Here is a 26,530-nt window from a genome sequence, read left to right on the forward strand (position 1 = left end):
GTCCCCGAGCGCTTCAGGCCCGGGCCGAACCGCGGCAGGTGGAGACCTGCGGGTTCACCATCGGCACGAAGACCATGGCCCCGATGCGCTGGGTGATGCGGAAGTTCACCTGCCCGGCGCCCGGGTGCAGCACCGCCTGCCAGGTGATGCGCTCGGCGCGCGTGGGCACCCGCACCACGCCCCGCTTTCCGGTGGTCACGTTGTGCCAGTTCACCGTGGTCGACATGGTGTAGATCCCGGTGTTGGGCAGCAGCCCGCGCGGACGCGGACTGCTGGCGATCAGCTCGATCGCCGGACCGGGCAGGCCGTCGGACGGGAAGCGCACCTGGTTCCACACATCCACCGAGATCGGCACCCGCGGCGCCGGGAACGGGTTGGCGCTGTCGCAGCGAATGGTCTTGACGTAGTTCCGCAGCGGCGGCGCGGCCTGCGCCCCGCCGGCGGCGGCGGTCCCGAGCGCGAGAGCACCGACCCCGGTGGCGGCGGCCAGAGCCAGCGCGGTGACGGGACGGGCGATGGACGACAGGTGGCGCATGCCTGCAGAGTCTGCCAGCCGCGGCGCCGCGACGGGGCGATTAGCATGGCCGTATGGCCGATCTGCACCTGACGATGGATCCCGTCGCCGACGAGCTCATCTCCCGCGACCCGTTCGCCCTGCTCATCGGCGGCCTCTTGGATCAGCAGTTCCCGATGGAACGCGCCTTCGCCGGACCGGTGAAGATCCTCGACCGCTTCGGCACCCTGGATCCGGCGGCCATCGCCGCGGCCGATCCCGAGGAATTCGCCACGCTGTGCGCCACGCCGCCCGCCGTCCACCGGTACGGCCGCTCCATGGCCGAGCGGATTCAACAGCTCGCCCGGGTGATCGTCGAGGAGTACGACGGACGCGCCGAGCGGGTGTGGAGCGACGCCGAGTCCGGCCGCGACCTGGCCCGCCGGCTCGAGGGCCTGCCCGGCTACGGCAAGGCGAAGGTCAAGATGTTCGTGGCGCTGCTGGGCAAACAGCTCGACGTGCGCCCGGACGGCTGGGAGAAGATCGCCGGCGACTTCAGCGAGGACGGTTACCGGTCGATCGCCGACGTGGTGGATCAGGAATCGTTGCTGAAGGTCCGCGAGTACAAGAAGTCCATGAAACGCCAGAACAACGCTCGCTGAGGGTTGTTGTGACCACGAGTAACGGTAGAGTTTGGGCCCATGAGTGAACTGCCGGATCCCCGCGCCCTGGTGACCCTGCCGATTCGGCTGGGCTTCGCCGCCACCGGCGTGGTGCTGAGCACCGTGGAGTCGACCATCAACGTGGCTCGGGTGGCCGCCGACAGCGTCGAGTCCGAGCTCAACAGCGCGCTCGGCATTCAGGGACAGGGCGAGGTCGCCACCGTGCGGGCTCCCCTGGTGATCCTGGCGCAGGTCGCCGACCTGATGAGCCCCGACCGCCCGTTCGGACGGCTCCTGGCCAACGGCGGTCCGCTCGACCGGCTGATCAAGCCGGGGGGCGTGATCGATCGGCTGACCGCCCCGGACGGCCTCCTGGAGAAGCTCACCGCCCGGGGCGGCCTCCTCGATCAGATGACCGACGACAAGGGTGCGCTGATGCGCATCGCCGCCAAGGACGGCCCCATCGACCGGCTCACCCGGTCCGGCGGCGTGGTGGACCAGTTCACCGAGAACGACGGCATTCTGGATCGGCTCACCAAGCCCGGCGGCGCGATCGACCTGCTGACCGACGAGAACGGCGCGCTGATGCGCATCGCCGCCAAGGACGGCCCGCTCGACCGGCTCACCCGGTCCGGCGGCGTGATCGACCAGATCACCGAGAACGAGGGCATCCTCGAGCGCCTCACCAGCCAGGGCGGCGTGATCGACAAGCTCACCGCACCCGACGGCGTGCTGACCAAGCTGGCACAGCCGGGCGGCGTGCTCGATCGGGCGGCCAGCGACGAAGGCCTGCTCGATCAGCTCGTCGGAGAGGGCGGCGCGCTGGAGCAGATCATCGCGCCCGACGGCCCGCTCGACAAGTTCTCCGAACTGTCCGAGACGTTGGCGGCCCTGCCCGCCAACCTGTCGGCCATGCAGGAGACGGTCGACCATCTCAACGAGGTGGTCGAGCTGCTCAACCGTTCGGTGGCGCCCATCGGCGGTCTCGCCGACCGGCTGCCGAAGCGTTTGACGCGGGGCACCCCGCGCGGCATCGGTGCCGCGGCCGTCGACGACTACGTGGAGTGATCGCCGACGCCGCGCGCACCGATGCGCGGAGCGTTCAGGACTTGGCGACGCGGCGCAGGCGCAGGTTGGCGAACTCGCCCAGGCCCCACGGACCCAGTTCCCGGCCGTAGCCGGAGGCCTTGACGCCGCCGAAGGGCAGGCCCGGCAGGGACGTGCCGTGCTCGTTGACCATGGCCATGCCCACGTCGAGGCGATCGGCCAGCGCGCTGGCCCGCTCCACGTCCGAACTCCAGACCGACCCGGACAGCCCGTAGTCCACGTCGTTGGCCAGGGCGACGGCTTCCTCGTCGTCGGAGACCGAATAGACCATCGCCACCGGCCCGAAGACCTCCTCGGAGTAGACGTCCATCTCCGGGGTGACGCCGGTGAGCACCGCCGGGGCCATGAAGGCGCCGGGGCCGTCCAGTGCCGTGCCGCCGGTGTGCAGGGTGGCCCCCTGCGCGACCGCCCGCTGCACCTGGTCGACCACCTGATCGCGGGCCGCCACCGACGACAGCGGGCCGATCTTGGTCGCGGGGTCGGTGGGATCGCCCACCGTCATGGCCTGCACCGCCGCGGTGAGGTTCTCCACGAAACCCTCGTAGAGGTCCTCGTGCACGATGAACCGCTTGGGCGAGTTGCAGGCCTGCCCGCAGTTCATCATCCGGCGCGCCGCGGCCCCCGCCGCAGTGGCTGCGACGTCCGGGGTGTCCAGCAGGATGAAGGCGTCCGAGCCGCCCAGCTCCAGCACCGACTTCTTCAGGTGCGCCGCCGCGGTCTGCGCCACCGCGGCGCCGGCCCGGCCGCTGCCGGTCAGCGAGACGCCCTGGATCCGCTTGTCGGCGATCATCGTCGCGGCCTGCTCGTTGCTGGCGTAGACGTTGATGTACGCATCCCGCGGCACCCCGGCGGAGTGCGCGATCTCCTCCATCACCTGCGATGAGGCGGCACAGATCGGCGCGTGCTTGAGCACGATGGTGTTGCCCAGCAACAGGTTCGGGGCCGCGAACCGCGCCACCTGGTAGTAGGGGAAGTTCCACGGCATGATCCCCAGCAGCGGACCGACCGATTCGCGGGTGACCGTCGAGCTGGCGGCCCCCTGCGGATCGAGTTCCTCGGTCTCCAGCAGCGCCGGACCGTGCTCGGCGTACCAGTCGTAGATCATCGCGGTGAGCGCGATCTCGCCCTGCGCCTGATTGAGGGGTTTACCCATCTCACCGGCGATGATGCCGGCCAGTTCGTCGGCGCGGTCCCGGTAGATCTGCGCGGTGTCACGCAGCATGCGCACGCGCTCGGCGATCGGCGTCCGGCGCCACTGCCCGTAGGCGGCGGCCGACCGCGCCAGGACATCGTCGACGTCCGCATCGCTCATGACGTCGAAGGTGCGTTCAATGGTTCCGGTGGCTGGATTCTCGGTGACGTAGGTCATGTCTGGACCCTAACCGTCCGTCGCCGCGACCAACAGGGAGACCAGACAATCGGCGTCGACCGCGGCCGGGTCGGTGGTCAGCGACAGCGTCGCCGTCGCGCCGAGGCGAAGCACGCCGATCGACAACGCGTGCGCGCTCGACAGCGCCGGGAAACCGGCGGTGAACAGCACGGCCCCGCCGCCGAGGGTCAGATCCGCCGGGCCGCGGTGCACCGCGGAGACCACGGCGGCCCCGGCCACGCGCGCGGGTGCGACGTCGGTGGGTGTCCATCGCACGGCCAGCGACCGCAAGACGGCGGGCGTGATGTCGGCGGCCCGCCGTTCCAGCCGTCGACCGGGTGCGTCCTCGCGCACGCGGGCGGCGCGGATCTGCGCGTCGATCATGCGGGCGCGGTCGATCCGGTCCAGATGGGGGTGCAGCCGAACGCTCACGTTGTGAAAGTTGTTGCGCCCCCGCCCGTGCGCCGCGCGCCCGACGGTCAGTTCGACCGTCAGCGCGTCGTCGGCGATGCCCAGGTACGGGCCGAGCACCTCCGCGAGCCGCGCGAGCACCGAGACGGTGACGGTGGCCGTGCCGATCCGCAGGGCGTCGGCCTCGACGACGCGAACGTCGATACGGCGGCGGCGACCGGCCACCCGGTTGAGGGTGGTGGCCGCCATCGTCGGCGGTGCCGGGGTGTCGTCGGCGCGGCGCCACCCGGCCGTGCCCAGCGCGAGGCCGGCCGCCAACCGCAGCGGCATGCCCAGCACGCCCGCCGCCAGCGCGGGGACTCCGGGCCGATCCCCGGCGACCGGTCGCCCGCTCGTCGGCTCCGGCTCGCCGCCCGGGCCCAGCAGCGTGCGGGCCAGCGCCGCCACCCCGCGCCCGTCGGCGAGCGCGTGGGACACCTGCAGGACCAGCACCCAGGCTGGGCCGGCGGCCCGCGGCGCACCCGCGACGGGGCCGAACAGGTGCGCCCGCCAGGTGTGTTCGGTGGCGTCCAGACTGTCGGTCAGCAGGTCGGCGACCGCGGCGCGGCACTCATCCCAGGTCGCCGGTCCGTCGTGGTGGCGGAGCTGGTCGTCGACGATCGGGGCGGGGCACCACCGCGGCAGGGCCAGATCGCGCCAGGCGGGCGCCGCCCGCAGCCCGAGTTCGGGTACCCCGCCCGCACGCAGGCGCAGATCGGCGAGAAGCTCGTCCGGTCGGCGATCCCCTTGGGCCGCAAAGCAGTACAGCGCGAACTGGTCGGTGGCCCCGAGCCGCGAGCGCCAGAACATGTCCGCGTCGAGCGGCGCCATCTCGGCCATCGCACCTCCTCGCCTCGACCGTGCGACCTCGCCAGTAAGGTCCGAGTACCACCGTACGAGGGAGCCCGCGCATGCCTGACGAGAGCACGTTGATTCACGGAGTCGATCCGGCAACGCCGGTGATCGTCGGCGTCGGGCAGGCCGCCGAACGCCTCGACGATCCCGACTACGCGGCCCTGGGCGAGGCGGACCTGGCCGCCCGCGCCGTGCGGGCGGCCTTCGCCGACACCGGCGCGGACCGGGCCGCCGCCGACCTGGCCGCGGACGTGGACGTGGTGGCGGCGACACGCTCGTTCGAGATCTCCAGCCCCGCGGCGCGCTCGGTGTTCGGACGCCCCGACAACATGCCGCGGGCGGTGGCCGCGCGCACCGGGATGAACCCGCGACGCGCCATCGCCGAGATCACCGGCGGCCAGAGCCCGCAGCATCTGGTCAACGAGTTCGGCGCGGAGATCGCCGCCGGACGAGCCGGGCCCGTCCTGCTGTTCGGCGCCGAGGTCATGTCGACGGTGCGGCGGCTGCGCGCCGATCGGGTGGACCCCGCGCCCGACTTCACCGAGGAGGTGGCGGGCTCGCTCGAGGACCGCGGTTACGGCATCGCCGGCCTCACCTCCGTGGAGTCGGTCAAGCACGGTGTGATGGCACCGGTGCACCAGTACGCGCTGCTGGAGAATGCGCGGCGGCATCGGCTGGGCCTCTCGGCGGCGGACTACGCGCAGCAGATGGGCGAGCTGTTCGCGCCGATGACGGCGGTGGCCGCCGAGAATCCGTACGCCGCGGCGCCCCGCCAGCACACGGCCGCCGAGCTCACGGTGGTGGGCGAGAACAATCGCATGGTGACGGTGCCGTACACCCGGCGCCTCATCGCCCGCGACCACGTGAACCAGGCCGCCGCCGTCCTGATGATGTCCGTCGCTGAGGCGACGGCCGCGGGCATCGACCCGGCGCGCTGGGTCTTCCTGCACGGGCACGCCGACACCGCCGAGGCCCCGATGCTGGCCCGCCCCGACCTCTCGCTGGCCCCGGCCTCCGACGCCGCGCTGGCACAGGCATTGGAGATGGCCGGGGTGGGCCCCGACGACATCGCCGCCTTCGACCTCTACAGCTGCTTCCCGATCGCCATGTTCACCGCGGCCGAAGCGCTCGGGTTGCGCGCCGACGATCCGCGGGGCCTGACCGCGACCGGCGGTCTGCCGTACTTCGGCGGGCCGGGCAACAACTACTCCATGCACGGCATCGCCGAAATCGTGCGCCGGGTGCGCCGCGACCCGGGCTCGCGGGGACTGGTGACCGCCAACGGCGGCCTGCTCAGCAAGCTCTCGGTGGGCATCTATTCCACCGTGCCCGCGCCGTGGCGTCCCTCGCGGTCGGCCGCGCTACAGGCCCGCCTGGACCGCGGCGAGCGAGTCCCGTTGTGCCGCTTCCCCGATGGGCCCGCGACCGTGGAGTCGTACACGGTGCTCGATCCCGCCGGCGAGGCGCCGATCGGGGTGGTGATCGGACGGATGGACGACGGCTCGCGTTTCATCGGACTGGCCGACCCCGACGACACCGCCCTCGCCGAACGCCTCCTGGGCGATCCGATCGGCACGCGAGTCTGGGTCCGGTCGTCGCCGACCCGCAACACGGTGACCGCCGACGAGACCACCATGGAACGTCTGCATCCGCGGACGCCGGTGGGCTTTCGGGACGATTACGCGGACGTGGTGCTGCGCCGCGACGGTCGGGTCCTGGAGATCGTCATCAACCGGCCGGATTCGCGCAATGCGTTGAGCGCGAACACCAATCAGGAGCTCGACGAGATCTTCGACGCCTACTTCGCCGACCCCGATCTCTGGGTGGCCATCCTGACCGGCGCCGGCGACAAGGCCTTCTCCTCCGGCAACGACCTCGCGGCCAGCGCGGGCGGGGGTGGGCTGGCCACCCCGGCCAACGGTTTCGGCGGTCTCACCTCCCGGCGCCGCCTGCCCAAGCCGATCATCGCCGCGGTCAACGGATTCGCCCTGGGCGGCGGCCTGGAGGTGGCGTTGGCCTGCCACGTGATCGTCGCCGACGAGCAGGCCACCTTCGGGCTGCCCGAGGTCAAGGTGGGCCTCGTCGCGGCCGCGGGCGGCCTCGTCCGCCTGCCCCGGACGATTCCGCCCGCGCTGACCCGCGACATGATCCTCACCGGGCGACGGCTGAGCGCCGACGAAGCCCTGAGCCACGGCCTCGTCTCCCGCGTGGCCCGCCGCGGAGAGGTCTTGGACCTGGCCCGCGAGGTCGCCGCCGAGGTGTTGGCCGCCTCGCCCACCGCGGTCCGCGCCTCGCTGTCGGTGATGGCCGACACCGAGGCGCAGGCCGACACGGTGCAGGCGGTGCAGGACAGCCTGGCGGTCATGGACGAGATCCTGGTGAGTGCCGACACCAGGGAGGGCATCGCCGCATTCGTGCAGAAGCGGACACCCCGCTGGACCGGCCGCTGAACCGGCGCCCTGCAGGATCCGGTCGGCGTCGGTAGCGTGGGTAGTGCCATCTGATCGGATGACAACGGCCCGCCAGGGTCGATACGTGACGACACGAGGAGGACTGCATGGGACTGACCGATGACGCACGAAACAAGGCTGACGACCTCAAGGGCCGAGCCAAGGAAGCCGCTGGCGCGGCGACCGACGATCAGGATCTGAAGAACGAAGGCAAGGCCGATCAGGGTCTGGCCGAGGCACGCTCGAAGGTGACCGAAGCCGCCGACAAGGTGAAGGACGGCATCGACTCGGTGAAGGACAAGCTCACCGGCCGCTGAGTCGTCGCCCCGCCGATCGCGGATCTGCGTACCGTGGACTGCGAGTACGACAGTCCGCGATCGGCGAGGAGCTTCCGATGTCGCCCACCAACTCTTCTTCCGGTGATCCGTTCGGTCCCGGCGACGACGATTTCGACCGCTTCACGCGGGAGGTCGGCGATGGCCTGAAGGACATGATCAGCAAATTCCTGGTCGGCCAGGGCGGTCAGTTGGCCTGGTCCACCCTTTCCGATGCCACCTCGCGGCAGCGCCGCGAACCGTCGCGCCCGGAGCCCGTGGTGAGCGCCGACGCGGGCAGCGGGGTATGGGCGATCGTGGCCGGCGAGGACGCCGGTCCCCGCGTGGAGCAGGTATTCCCCACCGAGCTCGACGCGCTGCGCGCGCACCAGCACAACACCGATCCGCTGCGCCGCGTGCGATTCCTGCCGTACGGCATCGCCGTCACGGCACTCGAAGCCGACTAGCAGTGCGCCTAGCCGCGCAGCGCGGCCAACGCGCGGTCGGCGTGCACCGTCATGTTCACTTCCGACGCGATCACGTCCGCGACGGTGCCGTCGGCACGGATCGCGAAGGTGGTCCGCTTGGTTGGCATGCCGATTGTGCGCAGGAGCGAACCCCGTTGCACGCCATAGGCTTTCGCCACCTCGCCGGTCACATCGGCGAGCAGGGGGTAGTCGAGCCGGTGCTCGGCGGTCCAGCGCGCCTGCTTGTCCACCGCGTCGGCGCTGATCCCGATGCGCTGCACGCCCGCCGCGGCGAACTCGGCGCCGAGATCGCGGAAGTGGCACGCTTCCTTGGTGCAGCCGGGCGTGAACGCGGCCGGGTAGAAGAACAGGACCACCGGGCCCTCGGCCAACAGCTCCCCCAGCCGTCGGACCGTTCCGGTCTGGTCGGGCAACGCGAAGTCGGGGGCGGTCTCACCGGGTTTCATGAAACCCAGTGTGCCGCAATCCCCCGCCCGCCGACGAGCACCACCGGCTATCGATCGCTCCACACCGGTGGGCGCTTCTCCAGGAACGCCGAGATGCCCTCCCGTGCGTCGCAGGCGACCGCGTTGGTGGCCATGGTCTCGGTCATCAGTCGGTAGGCCTCCCGCTCGGAGACGTCGATCTGGTCGTAGAAGGCCCGCTTGCCGATCGCCAGCGTCGCACTGCTGGAACCGGCGATCGACGCGGCCAGGTCGGCGACCACCGCGTCCAAGCGGTCGGCCGGCACCGCCTGGTTGATCAGACCCCACTCGGCCGCCGTCGCCGCATCCACCATCTCGCCGGTGAGCAGCATCTGCATGGCCCGCTTGCGTCCGATCGCCCGGGTCAGCGGCACCATCGGGGTGGAGCAGAACAGGCCGATCTTGACCCCGGGGGTGCTGAACCGGGCATCGTCGGCGGCGACGGCGAGATCGCTGGTGGCCACCAGCTGGCAGCCTGCGGCCAGCGCCATGCCTGCGACCTTCGCGATCACCGGCTGGCGCACCTCGTGCAGGGTGAGCATGAGTTCGGAGCAGGCGGCGAAGATCTCTCGCTGGTCGTCGAGCTCGGCGCCGACCACCTCGGCGAGGTCGTGTCCGGCGGAGAAGGCCGGGCCTTCCGCGGCGATCACGATGACCCGCACCCGCGAGTCCTGGTCCAGCTCCCGCAGCAAGCGCGTCGCCGCCTGCATCGTCTTCTTGGACAGCGGATTCCGCCGTTGCGGGGCGCGAAGGGTGACGGTCGCGATCGAGTCTTCCACGTCCACCGTCACCTCGGTGATGTTCTCGGTCATGGCTGCCATTGTGGCTGCGGCCGTCGCGGTTGTCTCGACAACGGCGGCCCCGGGACCTGCGTCACTGGTCGACGCCGCGGCCGCCACTAGACTGGACTGTCATGGCCACCACGACGCGACTGCGCTGGTTCTGGTGGCTGCTCGCCTACACCGCACTCGCACTGGGCATCGTCGGCATCGTGCTGCCGGTGGTGCCGACGGTGCCGTTCATTCTGCTGAGCGCCTTCGCCGCCGCACGCGGCTCGCAACGTCTGCACGACCGGCTGCTCGGACATCCCCGCCTCGGGCCGATGATCACCGACTGGCAGACGCACGGCGCGATCACCCGGCGCGCCAAAGTGCTCGCCACGGTCATGATGGCCATCGCCGCCGCGCTGCTGTTCTGGCTGGCCCCGCGGCTGTGGATCGCGCTCGTCGCGGCCTCGATCATGGCCGTGGTGTGCACGTGGCTCTGGCTGCGCCCCGAGCCGCCGACCGAGCCGTGATGCCCGACGGGCACCGAGCGCTGCTNGCGTTCAGCGTGGCGCTCGGGCACATCGCCGCACGCAGCTTCTCGGCGTTCGGCTCGTAGTAGCCGCCGAGGTCGACGGCCTTGCCCTGCACCTCGGCGAGCTCGGCCAGGATGGCGTCGGAATCCGCCGCCAGCTGCTCCGCCAGCGGACCGAAGGCCGCGGCCAGGTCGGCGTCGTCGGTCTGGGCGGCCAGTTCCTGAGCCCAGTAGAGGGCCAGCCAGAACTGGCTGCCACGGTTGTCGAGTTCACCGGTCTTGCGCGACGGCGACTTCCGGTTCTCCAGGAGCTTGCCGGTGGCCGCGTCGAGCGTCTCGGCCAGGACGGTCGCCTTGGCGTTGCCGTACTTGCGACCCAGGTCGTCGAGGCTGGCGGCCAGCGCCAGGAACTCGCCGAGCGAATCCCAGCGCAGGTGGTTCTCCTCCACCAGCTGCTTGACGTGCTTGGGCGCCGAACCGCCGGCACCGGTCTCGTACAGGCCGCCGCCGGCCATCAGCGGCACGATCGACAGCATCTTGGCGCTGGTGCCCAGTTCCAGGATCGGGAACAGGTCGGTCAGGTAGTCGCGCAGGATGTTGCCGGTCACCGAGATGGTGTCCAGGCCGCGCATGGCGCGCTCGAGGGTGTACCGCATGGCGCGCACCTGGGACATGATCTGGATGTCCAGGCCCTCGGTGTCGTGATCCTGCAGGTACTTGTTCACCAGGGTGATCAGGTTGTTCTCGTGCGGGCGGTACGGGTCGAGCCAGAACACCGCGGGCATGCCCGAGGCGCGTGCCCGGGTGACGGCCAGCTTCACCCAGTCGCGGATCGGCGCATCCTTGACGATGCACATGCGCCAGATGTCGCCCGCTTCGACGTTCTGCGACAGCAGGACCTCGCCCGTCGAGGCGTCGACGATGTTCGCGACGCCGGCCTCCGGGATCTCGAAGGTCTTGTCGTGCGAGCCGTACTCCTCGGCCTTCTGCGCCATCAGACCTACGTTCGGCACGGTGCCCATGGTGGTGGGATCGAAGGCGCCGTTGGTCTTGCAGAAGTTGATGATCTCCTGGTAGATCCGGGCGAAGGTCGACTCCGGCATGACTGCCTTGGTGTCCTTCTTGCGGCCGTCGGCGCCGTACATCTTGCCGCCGATCCGGATCATGGCAGGCATGGACGCGTCGACGATCACGTCGCTGGGCGAGTGGAAGTTCGAGATGCCGCGGGCCGAGTCGACCATCGCGAGTTCGGGCCGGTACTCGTGGCAGCGGTGCAGATCTTCGACGATCTCCTCGCGCTTGGAGGCCGGGAGGGTGTCGATCTTCTCGTACAGGTCGACCATGCCGTTGTTGACGTTCACGCCGAGTTCGTCGAACAGTTCCTGGTGCTTGGCGAAGGCGTCCTTGTAGAACACCTTGACCGCGTGACCGAAGACGATCGGGTGGCTCACCTTCATCATGGTGGCCTTGACGTGGAGCGAGAACATGACGCCGGTCTCCTTGGCGTCGTTCAGCTGCTCCTCATAGAACTCGAGCAGTGCCTTCTTGCTCATGTACATGCTGTCGATGACGTCGCCGGCGTCGAGCGGCACGGTCTTCATCACGTGGGTCTTGCCGTCGGGGGTCACCACCTCCATGCGCGCATCGCAGGCGTGGTCGAGGATCATCGACTTCTCGCCGGCGTAGAAGTCGCCGTGGGTCATGTGCGCCACGTGCGACTGCGAGGCCATGGACCACTTGCCCATGCTGTGCGGGTTGGCCCGCGCGTACTCCTTGACCGCCTTCGGGGCGCGACGGTCCGAGTTGCCTTCGCGCAGCACCGGGTTCACCGCGCTGCCCAGGCACGCCGAGTAGCGGTCGCGGATCTCTTCCTCTTCGGGAGTCTTCGGATCCTGCGGGAAGTCGGGGATGTCGTAGCCCTTGTCCTGCAGTTCGGCGATGGCGGCGTTGAGCTGCGGAACCGAGGCGCTGATGTTGGGCAGCTTGATGATGTTGGTATCGGGCGACTGGGTGAGGCGGCCGAGTTCGGCGAGGTTGTCGGCGACGCGCTGCTCGTCGGTGAGGCGTTCGGGGAAAGCGGCCAGAATGCGGGCCGCCACCGAGATGTCACTGGTCTCCACAGCGATACCGGCGGCCTCGGCGAACGTGCGGACCACCGGTAGGAAGGCTTCGGTGGCCAGACGGGGGGCCTCGTCGGTGAGCGTGTAGATGATCTTCTGGTTATCGGAGGTCATTAGGGTATCGACTCTTTTCAGCTCGGTCGGATCGCAAGTTCTTGTGGAACGTCCGTGTCTAACTCGTCGCAGACATTCTCCCCCTGTTTGTGATTTTCCGCGAACGTACTTCGAGAATGCGAGAGGGCCCACACCCCCGTCACGCCCCTGCCTGCGGTGCTAGCTGGAGGTAGCAGCCCGTCGGCGTGTTGCCCGACGACCTCACCTAGGATCTGCACCCATGGCAGGTCGCAGCCGTTCCGCGGTGTACGCACGTCGTCGACGCCGGCGGATGTCGGCCGCCGACCACGATCTCACCGACGCACAGTGGACGGCGCTGGTCGGCGAATGGGGCGGCTGCGCCTACTGCGAGGAGCCCGATGAGGCGCCGCAGCGGGACTGCATCCTCCCGATCTCCCGGGGCGGCCGGTACACGCTCGGCAACGTGGTCCCGGCCTGCCGGTCGTGCAATGCCAGCAAGTGCAATGCCGAAGTGACCCAGTGGATGCGCCGCAAGAAGCTCGACGAGAAGCGGTTCCTGGTGCGCCAGTTTCAGATCTCCCGACTGCTGGAGGAGCGGGACTGACGCGGCCTACCCTGGTTCGCGGAGGTAGACGATGAGCACGGCGATCGTACTGTCCGGCGGCGCCAATCTGGGTGCGATGCAGGTGGGCATGCTCCGCGCACTCGCCGAACACGGGGTGGCCCCCGACCTCATCGTGGGCACCTCCGCGGGCGCGCTCAACGCGGCGTTCATCGCCGAGCGGGGCCTCACCACCGACGCCGTGGACGAGCTGGCGCAGATCTGGCGCTCGCTGCGCGCCCGAGACGTGTTTCCGCCCGACCCCAAGTACCTGTTCAGCGCCGTGCGGGGGCGCAGCCCGTCGCTGTTCAGCGACTTCGGTCTGCGCAAGCTGATCGACCGGCATGTGAATCTGACGGTCCTCGAGGATGCGCGGATCCCGCTGATCGTGGTGGCGACCGATCTGCTGACCGGCGGCGAGGTGGATCTGGGCTGGGGCCCGGCCGCCGACGCCGTCCTCGCCAGCAGCGCGATCCCCGGCCTGCTGCCGCCGGTGACCTGGCGCGGCCGCACCCTGGTCGACGGCGGGGTCGCCGACAACACCTCGCTCGCGCCCGCCATCATGGCCGGCGCGGAGACGGTGTACGTCCTGCCCACCGGGTACCGGTGCGCCCCGGTGAAGGTGCCCGACGACGCCGCCGACATCGTCTTGCACGCCACCACCCTGCTGGTGCAGAAGCGACTGATCCGCGACATCGAGCAGTACTCCGACGCGGCCGACCTGATCGTGCTGCCGTCCCCGTGTCCGCTCGACATCAGTCCGCGCGACTTCAGCCGGGCCGACGAGTTGATCGAGCGGGCCCACCGGGAGGCCGTCAGCCAGTTGGCCGTCGACGGCGGCCTGCGCGCGCGGCCCGCCTCCCAGCTCGCGCTCCGACCGCGGCGCTAGTCGGGCCGTCGTCGATCCGGTCCGCCGCCCGGCGGATGCGAGGATGGTGGGGTGTCGATGCCTGCTCCGCTCCCGATGAAGGACGGGGTCGGACCGACCCGCCTGCGGGTGCCCGCCGACGGGCCCTGGCCCACCGTCGCCGCGTTCGTCGTCGAGCATTTCGGTCACATCGCCGCCGACGAATTGCACCGGCGGTTCGCCGACGGTGAGATCGTCGGCGCCGACGGCACGCCCCTCGCCGCCGACACGCCCCTCGGACGGCACGAGTTCCTCTGGTACTACCGGGAACTCCCCGACGAGCAGCCGCTGCCCTACCGCGAGGAGATCCTGCACGTCGACGACGACCTGATCGTGGTGGACAAACCGCACTTCCTGCCCACCACGCCGGGCGGGCGGTATCTGCGCGAGTCGGCGCTGGTGCGGTTGCGGGTGCGTCTGGACAACCCGGAGATCGCTCCGATCCATCGCCTCGACCGGCCCACGGCCGGGCTGGTCCTGTTCTCGGCGCGCCGCTCCTCGCGCGGCGCCTACCAATCGTTGTTCGAGCGACGGACGGTCACCAAGGTGTACGAGGCCGTGTCCGCGCTGCCGGCCGACTGGGATCCCGACCGCCCGCACCTGGCCGGACACCGTTTCCCGCTGGTCTACCGCAACCACATCTACCGCGACCGGTCGGCCGCGGACCGCAACGATCCGCGGGTGTTCGTCGACCCGGACCGCCCACCCAATGCCGAGACCGCGCTGGAGGTCCTCGGGACCGGCGTCAGCGCCGCCGGCCGTTCGGTGCTGCACACGGCACTGCGCCCGCACACCGGTCGCATGCACCAGCTGCGGGTGCACCTGGCTGCCCTGGGCGCGCCCATCCTCGGCGAGCGCCGCTACCCCGAGCTGCTGCCGGAGACGGCCGACGACCCGGCGCTGCCGCTGCAGTTGCTGGCCCGTTCGCTGGCGTTCACCGATCCGCTGACCGGGCGGGTTCGCGAGTTCACCAGCGAGCGCACGCTCAGCGAGGCGCCGACCGCGTGAACCGGCCCGGCGGGACCTGTCCGGACAACCGGGCGGACCGTCCCGATTCCCGGTAGCGTGCCAACCACGCCCACCCGCCACGCGCGGCCGACGACCCGCGCCCACCTCGAAGGGAAGGTCCCAGGCTCCATGCCGATCTATCAGTTTCACTGCGCCGAGTGCGGGCGATTCGAAGCCTCGTTCTCCATGGCCGACGTGCCCGACTCCACCGACTGCGCCTGCGGCGCGGCGGCCCGTCGCGGCATCAGCTCCACGCACCTGGGGCGCGGCGGCAGCGCGATGAACCTGTTGGACGCCACCAAGGCGACGGCCGACAAGCCCGCCGTCGTCGACCGGATTCCCAGCGGTGGTCGTCGCGCCGCCGGTGGATCCACCAATCCGCTGCACGCCAAGCTGCCGCGCCGCTGACCCGCCGTTGCGCCGGCCAACTCCAGTGTGAAAGGACCGCTCCCATGCCCGAGCTCGTATTCCCACTCGATTCGACCAAGAAGTTCACCGAACAGGAGATCCTCGGTCACAACCGGTGGCACTACGCGATCCCGCCGGCGGTCACCGTCAAGCCCGGCGACACCTTCCGCGTGCACTGCCGGGAATGGTTCGACGGCGCCATCGTGAACGACGATTCCGCCGAGGACATCCTGAACGCGCCGCTGAAGACGGTGCACACCCTGTCCGGCCCGTTCGCGGTGGAGGGCGCGCAGCCCGGCGACCTGCTGATCGTCGACATCGTCGACGTCGGGCCGATCCCGCAGGAGGACTCCGGCCCGCTCGCCGGTCAGGGCTGGGGTTACACCGGCATCTTCGCCAAGCAGAACGGCGGCAGCTTCCTCACCGACCAGTTCCCCGACGCCTACAAGGCGGTGTGGGACTTCCAGGGCCACACCGCGACCTCCCGGCACATCCCGCACGTCAGCTTCACCGGCATGATCCACCCCGGGCTGATGGGCACCGCGCCGTCGAAGGAGCTGCTGGGCAAGTGGAATGCGCGCGAGGCCGCGCTGATCGCCACCGACCCCGAGCGCGTGCCGCCGCTGGCGCTGCCGCCGGAGCCCGAGCATGCCCTGCTCGGTTCGCTGACCGGTGACGCCTTCACCGCCGCGGCCGCCGAGGCCGCCCGCACCGCGCCGCCGCGGGAGAACGGCGGCAACCAGGACATCAAGAACCTCACCCGCGGCACCCGCGTGTTCTACCCGGTGTTCGTCGACGGCGCGAACCTGTCGGTGGGCGATCTGCACTTCAGCCAGGGCGACGGTGAGATCACCTTCTGCGGCGGCATCGAGATGGGCGGCTTCATCGATCTGCACGTCGACCTGATCAAGGGCGGCATGGAGACCTACGGGGTCAGCGAGAACGCCATCTTCCTGCCGGGCGGCGACGTGGGGCCCCGCTACGAGAAGTTCCTCGCCTTCTCCGGCACCTCGGTGACGCTCGACGGCGAGCAGCGCTACCTGGACTCGCAGCTGGCCTATCAGCGCGCCTGCCTGCACGCGATCGACTACCTGACCAAGTTCGGCTACAGCCCCGAGCAGGCTTACCTGCTGCTGGGCGCCGCGCCCATCGAGGGTCGCTTCTCCGGGGTGGTCGACATTCCGAACTCGTGCGCCACGGTGTACATCCCGACGTCGATCTTCGATTTCGATGTGGAGCCCGGCAAGGACGGTCCGGTGCAGATCGATCCCGGTATCGGGGCGCCGCGCGCCTCGGCCTGAGCCGGCCGAACTCTGGTGGGTCAGCGGCGCGCCCGGTAGTGCACGTACACCGTGTCGCCGTAGGCGCGCTGCTCCACCAGTTGCAGGTCGAGCCGGGCGTCGGCCGGTAGGGCGCGCAGGCCCCCGCCGACCAGCTTGGGCACGATGAAGAATCGGAAGTCGGTCACCAGGCCGGCGCGAATCGCGACGGCCGCGGTGGTCGGCCCGAAGATCTCGACCTCGCCGGGCTCTTCGTCGACGATGCGCCGCAGCTCGGCCAGGTCCAGTTCGGGCACCAGCCGGGTGTGCGGGGCGCCGAGGTCGGAGTCGGTGAGCGTCGTGGAGACCACCACCTTGCGTAGGTCACGCCAGGCCTGCGCGAACTGCTTCTCGAGTGGACCCCACGGGTCGTCCGCCGGTTCGTGCTCCCAGTACCGCATGAGCAGATAGGTCTTGCGGCCGAGGATCTCGGTGGAGATCGGCCCCATCCGCTCGACGTGGAAGGCGAACACCTCGTCGTCGGGTGCCGACCACTGGAAGTCGCCGTCGGAGTCGGCGGCGAAACCGTCGATCGAGACTGTCGCGGTGTAACTCAGAGTGCCCATGTCGATCTCCTCACCCTCCGATTCTGGCGCGGTGTATCGACGCGGCGCAATGGTTGACCGGCCCCCGTTTGCGGCGGAGACGACCGCAGCCTTGATTCGCCAGTGCACTCAATAGTGCAATATCGTGCACTCCATGGAGGAGGACACCGAACGGTTGGCCCGCGCGATCGGCGAACGCGTGAAGCGGGAGCGGAACGCTAAATCGTGGACGCTGGATCAGCTCGCCGCGAAGGCGACGCTGAGCCGACGCATGGTGGTCAACGTGGAGCAGGGAGCGACCAATCCCAGTCTGGGCACCCTGCTGCGGTTGTCGGCGGCGCTCGGCGTCGGGCTTCCGACGCTGGTGGAGGAGCCGCCCTCACCGGTGGGCACGGTGATTCGCCACGGCGACGGCGCGGTGCTGTGGACCGGCACCCACGGTGGCCGCGCCGTGCTGGTGGCCGGCACCGAATCGCCGGACATCGTGGAGCTGTGGGACTGGACGCTCGGCCCGGGCGACGTGCACAGCACCGAGGCGCACGCGCCCGGCACCCGCGAACTGCTGCGGGTGGACTCGGGCGAGCTCACCGTGCAGGTCGAGGACCACGTTCACCGGCTCGGCCCCGGCGACGCGCTCAGTTTCCGCGCCGACGCCGCCCACTCCTACGCCAACCACACCGACGCGCTCGCCCGCTTCACCCTTGCGGTGTATGAGCCGGGTATCGGCGGCGCCCATCGGGCGGAGCATTCCGATGCGTGAGCGGAGCGCACCGAGCGCGACGATGCGGTCATGATCGGGCAGAACCTGCCGGCCAAGGTGCCGGCGTGGTCGATGGCGGTCGCGGCGATGCTCGGCATCCAGATGGCCAGCGCACTCTCGGTGCGGGTGATCGAGCAGGTGGGTCCGGCGGGCACCGCGTGGCTGCGGCTGAGCTTCGGCGTGGCCCTGCTGTGGCTGATCTCGCCGCCCAAGTTCGGCTCGATTCGTCGACGCGACGTGCCCGCGCTCCTGGCGCTCGGTGCGGCGACCGGCTTGATGACCACGTTCTTCCTGTCCGCGCTCGAGCGCATCGAACTGGGCACCGCGGTATCGATCGAGTTCCTCGGGCCGCTCGTCGTGGCCGCGGTGATGAGTCCGCATCGCAAGGCGCTGATCTGGCCGCTGGTGGCCCTGGCCGGCGTGCTGCTGTTGACCGAGCCGTGGCGCGGCGAGATCGACCTGCTGGGCGTGGCTTTCGCGCTGCTCGCCGGCGCCTGCTGGGGCACCTACAACGTGCTCACCCAGCACGTGGGAAGCCGGTTCGAGGGAATCAGCGGCTTGTCGTTGACCATCCCGGTCGCGGCCCTGGTGGCCCTGCCGATGGGGCTGCCCCAGGTGCTCGGCGGCGACGTGCTCTGGTGGGTGCTCCCCACCGCGGCGGGTATCGCACTGCTGGCCCCGGTGATCGCGTTCGCGCTGGAGATGGCGTCGCTGCGCCGGATGACGCAGACCGCGTTCGGCACGCTGCTGTCGGTGGAGCCGGCCCTCGCGGTGCTCATCGGCCTGATCGTGCTCACCCAGCTGCCCTCGCCGGTGCAACTGCTCGGGATCGCCCTGGTGGTGGTCGCCGCCGCCGCGGCACAGCGCGGCGGCAAGCGACCGTCCACCGGGACGAGAGAAGAAGCCGTCCTGTAGCTAGCCGGTGACGCGTGCGGCGTTGCCCGCATCGACCGGCACGACGATGCCGGAGATGTGCGCGCTGCCCTCGGCGGCGAGGAAGGTGACCACGCGGGTGATCTCCTCGGCCTCCACCCACGGCACCGGCTGGGCGTGCAGGCTGGTGAAGACCGGCGCGACGTCGTCGGCGGTGGGCGACTCCAGATCCGGGCGCATCAGCGAATAGAGGGCGTCGTTGTGGATCATCGGGGTGGAGACGTTGCCCGGAGCGACGGCGTTGACGGTGACGCCGGACGGCGCCAGGTCGAGCGCGGCACTCTTCGTCAGACCGATGACACCCCACTTGGACGCCGCGTAGCCGACGATGTTGGGTCCGCCCATGCGGCCCATCATCGACGCCACCGTGACGATGCGGCCGTAGCCCCGCTCGGCCATGCCCGGCGCGACGGCCGCGACGGTGTGGAACACGCCGGTCAGGTTGCTGGCGATCACCTCGTCCCAGGCCGCCTCCGAGAGCGACTGAATGGAGCCGGGCATGGAGACGCCAGCGTTGGCCACGGCGATGTCGATGCGTCCGAACTCGGCCGTCGCCCGGGCGACCAGCGCCTCGACGGCCGCGCGGTCGGCGGTGTCGAGGGTCTCGGTGATCACGCGGGCGCCGGTCTCGGCGACGAGTCGTGCGGTCTCGGCCAGATCGTCGGCCGTGGCCAGCGGGTAGCCCATCATCTCCGGGGTGGCGCACCGGTCGGCGAGCACGATGTCGGCGCCCTCACGCGCGAACTCCAGTGCGTGCGCGCGACCCTGTCCTCGCGCACCGCCGGTGATGAGTGCTACCCGTCCGTCGAACTGGCCCATGCCGTCTTCTCCTCGTTGATCCGGTGGTTCAACTTCCAGCCTAGGCACCGCGCGCGAGCGCGGCACCGATTGTGCTGGACCAGACTCCGGGCCATTGCCGCACGGGAATCGAAGGCCGGACCGGGTGGATAGGTGGCGAGGCCACCGGATGGTCACCCCCATCCTGATCCTCGGTGCGGTCGCCCCCGGCGGGGCCCGAGCGGTCCCCGTGACCTCCCGGGCCCGCCCCATGGCAGGCACACTATGAAATTTTCAAACAACACATCGCGCCGGGAACCGCTCCCGGCACTGGATTCACGCGCCTCACGCAGCGCTGGTCGACAAGGTCAAGGTTCGTCGCGCGTTCGACCGGATCGGTTCACGACGACGCTTCGGATGCTCCGGATCGGCCGGCGGGATGAACCACGGCTGCCGATCCCGGCCGATGAACACTTCCCACCCACCGTGGTGAATCACGGTGTGGTGCCGGCGGCAAAGCAGGACACCGTTGTCCAGACTCGTCACCCCGCCCTGCTCCCAATGCTCCACGTGGTGCCCGTCGCACCACGACGGCGGCACACCGCAACCGGGAAAGGCGCAACCACGGTCCCGTAGGACCAGCGCCTTGCGAATACCCGGCGTGAAAAGCCGCTTCTCCCGGCCCACATTCAGCGGCACACCGTTGTCGTCCAGCAGCGCCATGGCCACTGACGCCTCGCACATGATCAACTCCGCGGTGCGCGCCGAAATGGGTCCGCCGAATCCGAGCCACCGCACCGCCGTGTCGTCCTCGGACATCGGGATTGAAATCGTCTGTCCCGCACCAAGTCCCGCGCCGGAATCGAGTACCTGCCCGTTGATGACTACCGCCGCTGGCACCGACAAGGTGACGTGCGGCAACACACCCCCGGACTCGGGCCGCTCCGAATGAGACAGATACGTGCGAATCACCTGAGCCATCGCATCGGCACGCCGCCGCTTGGCCGACCGCCGATCCGCAGAACCATCGGGCTCGGGTACCGGCCGCGTCAACGGATCCAACGCCGCACTCAATTCCTCGGCAGCCACGATGTCGAAGTCGATCGTCACCGCCACCCTCCCGTCATCGGTCCGATTCAGCGTCATCTCGTTCAGATCGTCACGCTCGCCGACTGGAACCTCCCCGTCCGCCGGAACCTCCGGTGCCAGCTTGATCGCCCAGGCCCGGGCCTTCTCTCTCACCCGCGCCGGCGAGGTCTGCACCATCAGCGAATGCACGATCTTCCGGCGATCGTCGTCGGGCAGCTCCACCCGACCTGTGACGTGCCCGAGACCGGACGCCACAGCGTCGCTTTGCTCCGCCGACACCGCCCCATCGCGCAGGCCACGGATCACCGAGACGAGGTTCTCGTCGACTATCGCCTGACCGAGCCGCGCCGCGCGATAGGCCACCGCCGGCGCCGCCCCGAGCTCGGAGAGGATCGCCGCGCCCGACCGCACATGCTTCCGGGCCGGCAGGCCCACGCGTTCGATCGCCGCGCACGTCGCGGCCACCGAGTAGTCGGCCACATTGCGTAACCGCAGAACCGCCGCGGTCACGGCCAGTAGCTCGCGGTCATCGTCCACCGCCCGCGCCCGGGCCAAGAACTGCCCCAGATTCGCCGGCGCATCGATGTCGGTACCGACCGGGATAGTGAGGTCATCGCTCAGCAGATCAGCGAAGGCGGTGAGAGTTGCTGCGTCCATGACGCCCACTCCTGAAGGTCATGAGAAGCCAATAGCAGTGGAACCGGTCGAGCCGGCGACGATCGGTCACCCAGCCACTCGTGTTCCGCGAGCTTGGAATCGTTGATCCCATCTCGACTACGTCTATGTTATCTCTCACGTACGACAGGAACGCGAGTGCGAATGAATCTGTGGAAATCCCACCTACCCATCCGTCTCACTCGAGCTGGCTCACTCGACCTGGCTAACTCGAACCAGCCGTCACCTATTCGCGGGACTGTGTCAGAGCTTCGGCGAGCATGACGATGATCCCGCTCGGACCGCGGACATAGGTGAGCTTGTAGGCGTCCTCGTAGCGCGCCACGCCCCGCAGCGGGTAGCAGCCGTGCCGAGCCGCGATGGCCAGTGCGCCGTCGAGGTCGTCGACCGAGAAGGCGACGCGGTGCATCCCGATCTCGTTCGGCCGGGTCGGCTCGGTGTCGATCGCTGCGGGATGGAGATACTCGAAGAGCTCGAGCCGGCCCAGCCCGTCCGGAGTGGCGAGCATCGCGACCTTGACGTGGTTGCCGTCGAGCCCGACGGCGGTGTCGGCCCATTCCCCGCGCACCGTGTCCGTGCCGAGCACGGTGAGGCCGAGGTCGGTGAAGAACGCGATCGCGGCGTCCAGATCCCGCACCGCGATCGCGACATTCTCCAGTTTGATACTCATCTGCTCGTCTCCGTCGGTGGCGTCGATCGTTGTGTTCGGGCAGTTCACTCGGACGTCGCGGTGGTCTCCATGAGCCGCAAGCTGTGCGCTGCCATCCGAGCGCGCGCGGCGACGAGGCGCCGCACTCCCTCGTCGGGGTCACGGTCGAGCAGTTCGACGGGCACCGCAGACAGCCCGCTGAACAGCATGAGCTGCAGTGCGTGCGCGCGCTCGAGCAGTTCGATGTCGATCGACTCGCCCTCGTCCGCCAAGCCGTCGGCGTACGCCTCCACGATGACGGCATCCCGCCGGGCGAGATCGTCTGCGTTCCGCTTGCCGAGCTGTACGTCTCCGATGAGCAACTGCCCCAGGTCGAACCCCACCGGTAGCAACCGGAAGTAGCCGAAATCGATCAACGTGAAGCCCGTTCCGTCGGGCCGCACCAGCAGATTGTTGGGGCACGCATCCCCGTGGGCGGCCAGGTGCGGCATCGCGGCCAACTCCGCGGCGATGGCATCGACCCGCTCCGCCGCCGCCAGCATCGGCCCGCGAAGCTCACCGAAGTCCGCGGTCAACGTCGGATGGTCCCAGACATCGGATCGGAGGACCGGGAGCACGTCGTGCCGGACCCTGCCTTCGACGTACGACTGAATCCGAAAGTCATGCGAGACGGTTTCTGCGACGGCCCGGACCGCGCCGGACGCAGCGAACCGACCGAGCAGCCGGGCCGCCTCGGCATACCGTTCCAGGTCCCACTCGCTCTGGTCGACGTCCACCATCTCGAGCCACACCGCGTACGACAAATCGTCGATCGCCTGCACCATCGCGTCCGGCATCACCAAACCCGGAGGCAGTTCCGCCGCGAGATCCGACGAATAGACCTCCGCCTCCGTCCGCCACGGCACCGTGGTCCGCGCCCACTTACGGATTTCCACCGGAACGAAGGCGAACTCCGGAGACAGCGACCACTCACGGATGTGTTTGACGAAGTACGAGAATTCGCGCTGGACGTCGTCGACGAGCGCGGTTCCCGTGACAGCGAAGCGCCCGGCGGTGGTCAGCGAGGGAACGTCGTAGGGAAACTCCGCGGCATGCGCACTCAGCAGCGCCACCGAGCGCGTCCCCCATCGGCGCGTGAGCATGGCCGACAGCGCCTCCTCGGACACCGTCGCCGATCCGAGGACTTCCAGATCGATCGCCATGACATGCTCCGACCGCAGCGGACCACTCCTACGGATCCAGCGTAAAGCAAATGTACGACGCTTCGCGATTGACGATTCCGTTCCCGCGCGCGTTGCTGAGCCGCGCGCGAACGGAATAGTCAATCGGGAGCTTGACCCGAGGGCCCGCAACGTCCGGCACGGCGGTACTACTGGTCGCCGAACGCCGCCTTCATGCAGCGCATGGCCGCGAGGGTCTTCGGCACACCGATGTACGGCATCAGGTGCACGAAGCACTCGGCGACTTCTTCCTTGGTCATGCCGGCGACGTCGACGGCCGTCTTGATGTGACCGGTCAGCTGGGGTTCGGTCCCACCCATCGCGGCCAGGGCCGCCATGTTGAGCATCTGCCGATCGCGAAGCTGGAGCCCTTCGCGCTGATACGTGCCACCGAAGACGGCACCGACTACCCAGTCCGACGCGCCGGGAGCAAACTCATCGAGTTGCTGCTTCCACGCCGCAGCACCCTCGGGTGACTGCGTCTCTTCGACGAACTGGTTGCCCTTCTCCATGCTCAGTTCCACGGTGACTCCTTCTCCACTGGCGCCGGGGATGGCTGTCGTTGTCGAGCTTGCGGGTCTGTGCTGCCCGGGTTCATGAGCTCACGCCTTGAGCACGTACCGCAGGATCTCCACCACCTGGTCGGTGGTGGTGCACCAGGCCTGGGCCTCGGCGTCGACCTCCTTGAGCGGATGGACGATGTTCTCGTCGTGCAGGGTCACATACGGCTTGCCCAGCGCGGCGGCGTAGCCGGCATCGAAAGCGGCGTTCCACTGCTTGTACTTGTCCCCGAAGCGCACGACGACCATGTCACTCTGGGCGATCAGGGTGCGCGTACGAATGGCGTTGACCTTGGCGGACTGATGATCACGCCAGAACCCACTCTCGGTGGCGCCGAGGACATCTCCGGCGGCATCGCTCGCGGGATGGTCGGTCACCGGCGAGGTGAAGACCACGTCCAGTCCGGCGGCCTTCGCACCGCGCTCGATCTCCGCGCGCCAGTCGGTGTGAATCTCGCCGGACAGGTAGACAGAAAAACTCATTGCTCGAGGCTCCTCTATAAGGTGAAGAATCGGGTGGTCAGACGCCCCACCCACCCTAGTTCTTCCGGCGGAAAGTGCCAGTTCACCGCCACAGGGAGCGAGCGAAGTCGCAGTGCGCAACCCACAGCGTCCCGGGAGACTGAAGTACCTCAGTCGTCAGTTGTCGTCGTCGATGAACACGACCATCGACACAATGGCCCGTCGACGGTATTCGAGCATCACCACCGCAGGCCCGCCAGCGGATTCCATCGTCGCCGAGACGACGTTGCCCGCGGCGATGACTTTGCCGACCTTCCAGTCGCGCATCCGCACGGCCATCTCAGCGATCTCCGGGACAGCTGCACCGCCGAAACGCAGCGAGCACGACGGAGCGAGGTGCGCCGACGCATCGACGTGGTTTCCGGCGCTGAGTGCCCCCAGGAAGTCCTCGCTCCGTCGCTTAGCCCGCGAACCCACCCCGGCGAAGCCCCGCGCGAAGCCCAGCGCTCCACCGAAGCCTTGATTCCGCAGCATCGCACCGGACAGCCGCGCACCGACGCCGGCTGCCGGCACTCCGTTGGCCAGCAGCTGCCCCACCATCGGCAGCAACTCCCAATGTGCGTAGAGCCCGTCGATGCGCGCGTCGGCGGTCATGGCGTACCGCAGGTGCGCGGGCACCCGCAATCGCACGGCCTCGCTCATCCCGATCTCCAGGGTCACATCGCGCACCACATCGTGTCCGCACACGATGTCGTGGTGCACCTCGAAACGAATGTCGTTGGGCGCGATGAAGGTGTCGTAGAAGGCCGACAGCTGATCGACGCCCCGATGCGGTGCGGATCCGACCGGGTCGTTGACCAGGCCCGGTTGCCCGAAGAGCGCCAGCCACCCTCCCTTATCGTGCCGCGCCACAGCCGCGGGCGATCCGCCGGACGCAGTGAGCAGACCCTGCTTGGTTGACAAAGCCACCTACCTTCCACAAACTAGAACACGTTCTAACATAGGACATGGATCACACTCCACGCGACATCGCGCTGGGGACATGCGGAAACGTCGGGAGATGAGATGAAGGTTGCCGTCACGGGTGCCACCGGTTTTGTGGGGACCAACCTGGTCAACATCCTCGCGTCAGAGGGCCATGACGTCGTAGCGATCGACAAGGCCCCCAACCCCCGCACCGACGTCCGACCGAACGTGACCACCGTTGTCGGCGACATTCTGGATCCCGCTGCCATGCGCGCAGCGCTAGCGGACGTCGAAGTGGTGTACCACCTGGTGGCGGTCATCACCCTGGCCCACCGCAATGAGATGGCCTGGCGTATCAACACCGAGGGCGTGCGGGTAGTCGCGCAGGCCGCTCTCGACGCCGGTGTCCGCCGAATGGTGCACTGCAGCTCGATTCATTCCTACAACCAGTATTCGCTGGTGGGCGACATGAACGAGCAGTCCGTCCGCTCCGTCGATCCCGCGCTGCCGGTGTACGACCGCTCCAAGTATCAGGGCGAAGTGGAGCTGCGCGCCGTCGTCGACCAGGGACTGGACGCGGTCATCTGCAATCCCACCGCGGTGATCGGTCCGATCGACCCGGTCCCCATGTCCCGAGTCAACGGGATCTTGCGAGATGCGGCGCGCGGCCGTGTCCCGGCCTTCATCCGTGGCGGCTTCGACTTCGTCGATGTTCGCGATGTCGCCACCGGCCTGGTGTTGGCCGGCGAAAAGGGCCGGACCGGGGAGAACTATCTGCTGGGCGGGCACTACCACCAGTTGTCCGATCTGGTGCGCGCCACCGCACGACGCTGCGGTCGTCGCGGTCCGATGGTGACTTTCCCGTCATCGGCGCTGTCGGCGGTCATGCCGGTGGTCGAGCCGATTTCCAATGCTTTGGGCTCAGACGTACTCACCCGCGCCTCGTTGGCCGCCCTGACCGAGTCTCCGACCGTGGACCGCCGCAAGGCAGTGACCGAGCTGGGCCACAACCCACGTCCGACCGACGAGACCATCGGTGACTTCGCAGCTCAGTTGGTCTCCTCGGGACTGCTGAGCCGCGGGGCCGCCACGCACAGTCAGCTCGTCTCTGCCTGACCGACGCCAGCGCGCTTCGACAACTGGTACGACCCTGGCGGCACCCCGCGCGAAGACCTGCTTGGTCATCGAGAAGCCGCGACCTTCTTGACGATGGGGGCGCTCGCTCCCAGACCCGTCCAGCGGTCGTCACTCATCTCGTGACGTCCGCCAGGCTCAGCTAATCGTGTAATCGCGTCTGATCGCGGCGGTGGCATGGCCCCAGGCGCTCGCTGCCACACGTTGCTGGTGTGCTTCGAAGGCGGCTTGGTCGACAAACTCTTCCGCGACTAGCCAGATCCCGAGGTCAAGTCCCGAGTAGTGGTGTAGCGCTGCGATCCTTCGTTGGTGCTGGTTAAGCGCTGAGTTCGTGGGTGGTGTCGGCGTTTACCTCGATTCCGGTGGCGGGG

27 protein-coding genes and 1 pseudogene are annotated in these 26,530 nt (G+C 69.1%); 14 read left to right on the forward strand and 14 right to left on the reverse strand.

All coding sequences use genetic code 11. The annotated features are described in order from the left end of the window. Positions 1–13 precede the first annotated feature (13 nt). Entirely contained in the window at positions 14–535 is a 522-nt protein-coding gene (locus ACFFJD_RS05390) for a hypothetical protein (RefSeq protein ID WP_382361929.1), read from the reverse strand. Positions 536–588: 53 nt separating this feature from the next. Between ACFFJD_RS05390 and ACFFJD_RS05395 the strand changes: the two genes are divergently transcribed. Then, the gene (locus ACFFJD_RS05395) at positions 589–1,155 is read left to right on the forward strand and encodes an HhH-GPD-type base excision DNA repair protein (protein ID WP_382361931.1); all 567 of its coding nucleotides are present in this window, start codon (positions 589–591) and stop codon (positions 1,153–1,155) included. Between the two features lie 39 nt (positions 1,156–1,194). After that, entirely contained in the window at positions 1,195–2,223 is a 1,029-nt protein-coding gene (locus ACFFJD_RS05400; RefSeq protein WP_382361933.1) for a hypothetical protein, read from the forward strand. Between the two features lie 34 nt (positions 2,224–2,257). Here ACFFJD_RS05400 and ACFFJD_RS05405 read toward each other — a convergent pair whose 3' ends face one another. Then, complete coding sequence (locus ACFFJD_RS05405; RefSeq protein ID WP_382361935.1) at positions 2,258–3,631, reverse strand: NAD-dependent succinate-semialdehyde dehydrogenase; 1,374 nt, start codon at positions 3,629–3,631, stop codon at positions 2,258–2,260. A 9-nt stretch (positions 3,632–3,640) separates the two neighbouring features. Then, positions 3,641–4,921 (reverse strand): wax ester/triacylglycerol synthase domain-containing protein, encoded by a 1,281-nt coding sequence (locus ACFFJD_RS05410; protein WP_382361937.1) that lies wholly within the window; start codon positions 4,919–4,921, stop codon positions 3,641–3,643. Positions 4,922–4,992: 71 nt separating this feature from the next. Here ACFFJD_RS05410 and ACFFJD_RS05415 point away from each other — a divergent pair, with 71 nt between their 5' ends. The 3 genes from ACFFJD_RS05415 to ACFFJD_RS05425 all read left to right on the forward strand — a co-directional run bounded on the left by ACFFJD_RS05415 (position 4,993) and on the right by ACFFJD_RS05425 (position 8,167). After that, a complete protein-coding gene (locus ACFFJD_RS05415) occupies positions 4,993–7,386 on the forward strand; it encodes an acetyl-CoA acetyltransferase (RefSeq protein WP_382361939.1) in 2,394 nt (797 codons plus the stop codon). A 107-nt stretch (positions 7,387–7,493) separates the two neighbouring features. Continuing rightward, a complete protein-coding gene (locus tag ACFFJD_RS05420) occupies positions 7,494–7,703 on the forward strand; it encodes a CsbD family protein (RefSeq protein WP_382361941.1) in 210 nt (69 codons plus the stop codon). 77 nt (positions 7,704–7,780) lie between these two features. Then, positions 7,781–8,167: an Rv0313 family protein gene (locus ACFFJD_RS05425; RefSeq protein ID WP_382361943.1), complete on the forward strand. Its 387-nt coding sequence runs from the start codon at positions 7,781–7,783 to the stop codon at positions 8,165–8,167. Between the two features lie 8 nt (positions 8,168–8,175). Here the strand turns inward: ACFFJD_RS05425 and ACFFJD_RS05430 are convergent, their stop codons facing one another. Then, a complete protein-coding gene (locus ACFFJD_RS05430; protein WP_382361945.1) occupies positions 8,176–8,634 on the reverse strand; it encodes a peroxiredoxin in 459 nt (152 codons plus the stop codon). A gap of 47 nt (positions 8,635–8,681) precedes the next feature. Beyond that, entirely contained in the window at positions 8,682–9,464 is a 783-nt protein-coding gene (locus ACFFJD_RS05435) for an enoyl-CoA hydratase (protein ID WP_382361947.1), read from the reverse strand. 101 nt (positions 9,465–9,565) lie between these two features. Here ACFFJD_RS05435 and ACFFJD_RS05440 point away from each other — a divergent pair, with 101 nt between their 5' ends. Continuing rightward, entirely contained in the window at positions 9,566–9,949 is a 384-nt protein-coding gene (locus ACFFJD_RS05440; protein WP_382361949.1) for a YbaN family protein, read from the forward strand. 22 nt (positions 9,950–9,971) lie between these two features. Here the strand turns inward: ACFFJD_RS05440 and ACFFJD_RS05445 are convergent. Beyond that, positions 9,972–12,185: pseudogene (locus tag ACFFJD_RS05445) on the reverse strand (NADP-dependent isocitrate dehydrogenase); the annotation flags it as partial. Positions 12,186–12,405: 220 nt separating this feature from the next. On the opposite strand from ACFFJD_RS05445, the gene ACFFJD_RS05450 reads away from it, so the two are divergent. From ACFFJD_RS05450 to fmdA, 5 genes are all read left to right on the forward strand, one after another. After that, complete coding sequence (locus ACFFJD_RS05450; protein ID WP_382361951.1) at positions 12,406–12,750, forward strand: HNH endonuclease; 345 nt, start codon at positions 12,406–12,408, stop codon at positions 12,748–12,750. 31 nt (positions 12,751–12,781) lie between these two features. After that, the gene (locus ACFFJD_RS05455) at positions 12,782–13,636 is read left to right on the forward strand and encodes a patatin-like phospholipase family protein (RefSeq protein WP_382361953.1); all 855 of its coding nucleotides are present in this window, start codon (positions 12,782–12,784) and stop codon (positions 13,634–13,636) included. 57 nt (positions 13,637–13,693) lie between these two features. Beyond that, entirely contained in the window at positions 13,694–14,662 is a 969-nt protein-coding gene (locus ACFFJD_RS05460; RefSeq protein WP_382361955.1) for a pseudouridine synthase, read from the forward strand. A 129-nt stretch (positions 14,663–14,791) separates the two neighbouring features. Further along, a complete protein-coding gene (locus tag ACFFJD_RS05465; RefSeq protein WP_382361956.1) occupies positions 14,792–15,070 on the forward strand; it encodes an FmdB family zinc ribbon protein in 279 nt (92 codons plus the stop codon). A gap of 44 nt (positions 15,071–15,114) precedes the next feature. After that, the gene (gene fmdA, locus ACFFJD_RS05470) at positions 15,115–16,371 is read left to right on the forward strand and encodes a formamidase (RefSeq protein ID WP_246991486.1); all 1,257 of its coding nucleotides are present in this window, start codon (positions 15,115–15,117) and stop codon (positions 16,369–16,371) included. A gap of 20 nt (positions 16,372–16,391) precedes the next feature. Here the strand turns inward: fmdA and ACFFJD_RS05475 are convergent, their stop codons facing one another. Then, positions 16,392–16,955: a dihydrofolate reductase family protein gene (locus ACFFJD_RS05475; protein ID WP_246991487.1), complete on the reverse strand. Its 564-nt coding sequence runs from the start codon at positions 16,953–16,955 to the stop codon at positions 16,392–16,394. A gap of 133 nt (positions 16,956–17,088) precedes the next feature. On the opposite strand from ACFFJD_RS05475, the gene ACFFJD_RS05480 reads away from it, so the two are divergent. Further along, on the forward strand, positions 17,089–17,694 hold the full coding sequence (locus ACFFJD_RS05480; protein WP_382361959.1) for a helix-turn-helix domain-containing protein: 606 nt from the start codon (positions 17,089–17,091) through the stop codon (positions 17,692–17,694). Between the two features lie 30 nt (positions 17,695–17,724). Then, positions 17,725–18,609 carry an EamA family transporter gene (locus ACFFJD_RS05485; RefSeq protein ID WP_246991489.1) on the forward strand — a complete coding sequence of 295 codons (885 nt, stop codon included), beginning with the start codon at positions 17,725–17,727 and terminating at the stop codon, positions 18,607–18,609. Here the strand turns inward: ACFFJD_RS05485 and ACFFJD_RS05490 are convergent, their stop codons facing one another. From ACFFJD_RS05490 to ACFFJD_RS05520, 7 genes are all read right to left on the reverse strand, one after another. Further along, the gene (locus ACFFJD_RS05490; RefSeq protein WP_246991491.1) at positions 18,610–19,446 is read right to left on the reverse strand and encodes a mycofactocin-coupled SDR family oxidoreductase; all 837 of its coding nucleotides are present in this window, start codon (positions 19,444–19,446) and stop codon (positions 18,610–18,612) included. A 303-nt stretch (positions 19,447–19,749) separates the two neighbouring features. Then, on the reverse strand, positions 19,750–21,150 hold the full coding sequence (locus ACFFJD_RS05495) for an HNH endonuclease signature motif containing protein (RefSeq protein WP_382361961.1): 1,401 nt from the start codon (positions 21,148–21,150) through the stop codon (positions 19,750–19,752). 244 nt (positions 21,151–21,394) lie between these two features. Continuing rightward, positions 21,395–21,838, reverse strand: coding sequence for a VOC family protein (locus ACFFJD_RS05500; protein WP_382361963.1), 444 nt, complete (start codon positions 21,836–21,838; stop codon positions 21,395–21,397). Between the two features lie 44 nt (positions 21,839–21,882). Beyond that, positions 21,883–23,019, reverse strand: a complete 1,137-nt coding sequence (locus tag ACFFJD_RS05505; protein WP_382361965.1) for a phosphotransferase — start codon at positions 23,017–23,019, stop codon at positions 21,883–21,885. A 167-nt stretch (positions 23,020–23,186) separates the two neighbouring features. Beyond that, positions 23,187–23,561 (reverse strand): carboxymuconolactone decarboxylase family protein, encoded by a 375-nt coding sequence (locus ACFFJD_RS05510; RefSeq protein ID WP_382361967.1) that lies wholly within the window; start codon positions 23,559–23,561, stop codon positions 23,187–23,189. A 78-nt stretch (positions 23,562–23,639) separates the two neighbouring features. After that, the gene (locus tag ACFFJD_RS05515) at positions 23,640–24,080 is read right to left on the reverse strand and encodes a YtoQ family protein (protein WP_382361969.1); all 441 of its coding nucleotides are present in this window, start codon (positions 24,078–24,080) and stop codon (positions 23,640–23,642) included. 156 nt (positions 24,081–24,236) lie between these two features. Then, positions 24,237–25,028 (reverse strand): nuclear transport factor 2 family protein, encoded by a 792-nt coding sequence (locus ACFFJD_RS05520; protein WP_382361971.1) that lies wholly within the window; start codon positions 25,026–25,028, stop codon positions 24,237–24,239. A 96-nt stretch (positions 25,029–25,124) separates the two neighbouring features. Between ACFFJD_RS05520 and ACFFJD_RS05525 the strand changes: the two genes are divergently transcribed. Further along, positions 25,125–26,141, forward strand: a complete 1,017-nt coding sequence (locus ACFFJD_RS05525; protein WP_382361973.1) for an NAD-dependent epimerase/dehydratase family protein — start codon at positions 25,125–25,127, stop codon at positions 26,139–26,141. The last annotated feature ends 389 nt before the right edge of the window (positions 26,142–26,530 follow it).

This window comes from Gordonia phosphorivorans (genome assembly GCF_042432625.1).
Lineage (GTDB): Bacteria > Actinomycetota > Actinomycetes > Mycobacteriales > Mycobacteriaceae > Gordonia > Gordonia phosphorivorans.

Excerpts from the sequence above, each read along its gene's own strand:
- ACFFJD_RS05390 (WP_382361929.1), bottom strand. The coding sequence starts at position 535 with ATGCGCCACCTGTCGTCCATCGCCCGTCCCGTCACCGCGCTGGCTCTG.
- ACFFJD_RS05395 (WP_382361931.1), top strand. The coding sequence starts at position 589 with ATGGCCGATCTGCACCTGACGATGGATCCCGTCGCCGACGAGCTCATC.
- ACFFJD_RS05400 (WP_382361933.1), top strand. The coding sequence starts at position 1,195 with ATGAGTGAACTGCCGGATCCCCGCGCCCTGGTGACCCTGCCGATTCGG.
- ACFFJD_RS05405 (WP_382361935.1), bottom strand. The coding sequence starts at position 3,631 with ATGACCTACGTCACCGAGAATCCAGCCACCGGAACCATTGAACGCACC.
- ACFFJD_RS05410 (WP_382361937.1), bottom strand. The coding sequence starts at position 4,921 with ATGGCCGAGATGGCGCCGCTCGACGCGGACATGTTCTGGCGCTCGCGG.
- ACFFJD_RS05415 (WP_382361939.1), top strand. The coding sequence starts at position 4,993 with ATGCCTGACGAGAGCACGTTGATTCACGGAGTCGATCCGGCAACGCCG.
- ACFFJD_RS05420 (WP_382361941.1), top strand. The coding sequence starts at position 7,494 with ATGGGACTGACCGATGACGCACGAAACAAGGCTGACGACCTCAAGGGC.
- ACFFJD_RS05425 (WP_382361943.1), top strand. The coding sequence starts at position 7,781 with ATGTCGCCCACCAACTCTTCTTCCGGTGATCCGTTCGGTCCCGGCGAC.
- ACFFJD_RS05430 (WP_382361945.1), bottom strand. The coding sequence starts at position 8,634 with ATGAAACCCGGTGAGACCGCCCCCGACTTCGCGTTGCCCGACCAGACC.
- ACFFJD_RS05435 (WP_382361947.1), bottom strand. The coding sequence starts at position 9,464 with ATGACCGAGAACATCACCGAGGTGACGGTGGACGTGGAAGACTCGATC.
- ACFFJD_RS05440 (WP_382361949.1), top strand. The coding sequence starts at position 9,566 with ATGGCCACCACGACGCGACTGCGCTGGTTCTGGTGGCTGCTCGCCTAC.
- ACFFJD_RS05450 (WP_382361951.1), top strand. The coding sequence starts at position 12,406 with ATGGCAGGTCGCAGCCGTTCCGCGGTGTACGCACGTCGTCGACGCCGG.
- ACFFJD_RS05455 (WP_382361953.1), top strand. The coding sequence starts at position 12,782 with ATGAGCACGGCGATCGTACTGTCCGGCGGCGCCAATCTGGGTGCGATG.
- ACFFJD_RS05460 (WP_382361955.1), top strand. The coding sequence starts at position 13,694 with ATGCCTGCTCCGCTCCCGATGAAGGACGGGGTCGGACCGACCCGCCTG.
- ACFFJD_RS05465 (WP_382361956.1), top strand. The coding sequence starts at position 14,792 with ATGCCGATCTATCAGTTTCACTGCGCCGAGTGCGGGCGATTCGAAGCC.
- fmdA (WP_246991486.1), top strand. The coding sequence starts at position 15,115 with ATGCCCGAGCTCGTATTCCCACTCGATTCGACCAAGAAGTTCACCGAA.
- ACFFJD_RS05475 (WP_246991487.1), bottom strand. The coding sequence starts at position 16,955 with ATGGGCACTCTGAGTTACACCGCGACAGTCTCGATCGACGGTTTCGCC.
- ACFFJD_RS05480 (WP_382361959.1), top strand. The coding sequence starts at position 17,089 with ATGGAGGAGGACACCGAACGGTTGGCCCGCGCGATCGGCGAACGCGTG.
- ACFFJD_RS05485 (WP_246991489.1), top strand. The coding sequence starts at position 17,725 with ATGATCGGGCAGAACCTGCCGGCCAAGGTGCCGGCGTGGTCGATGGCG.
- ACFFJD_RS05490 (WP_246991491.1), bottom strand. The coding sequence starts at position 19,446 with ATGGGCCAGTTCGACGGACGGGTAGCACTCATCACCGGCGGTGCGCGA.
- ACFFJD_RS05495 (WP_382361961.1), bottom strand. The coding sequence starts at position 21,150 with ATGGACGCAGCAACTCTCACCGCCTTCGCTGATCTGCTGAGCGATGAC.
- ACFFJD_RS05500 (WP_382361963.1), bottom strand. The coding sequence starts at position 21,838 with ATGAGTATCAAACTGGAGAATGTCGCGATCGCGGTGCGGGATCTGGAC.
- ACFFJD_RS05505 (WP_382361965.1), bottom strand. The coding sequence starts at position 23,019 with ATGGCGATCGATCTGGAAGTCCTCGGATCGGCGACGGTGTCCGAGGAG.
- ACFFJD_RS05515 (WP_382361969.1), bottom strand. The coding sequence starts at position 24,080 with ATGAGTTTTTCTGTCTACCTGTCCGGCGAGATTCACACCGACTGGCGC.
- ACFFJD_RS05525 (WP_382361973.1), top strand. The coding sequence starts at position 25,125 with ATGAAGGTTGCCGTCACGGGTGCCACCGGTTTTGTGGGGACCAACCTG.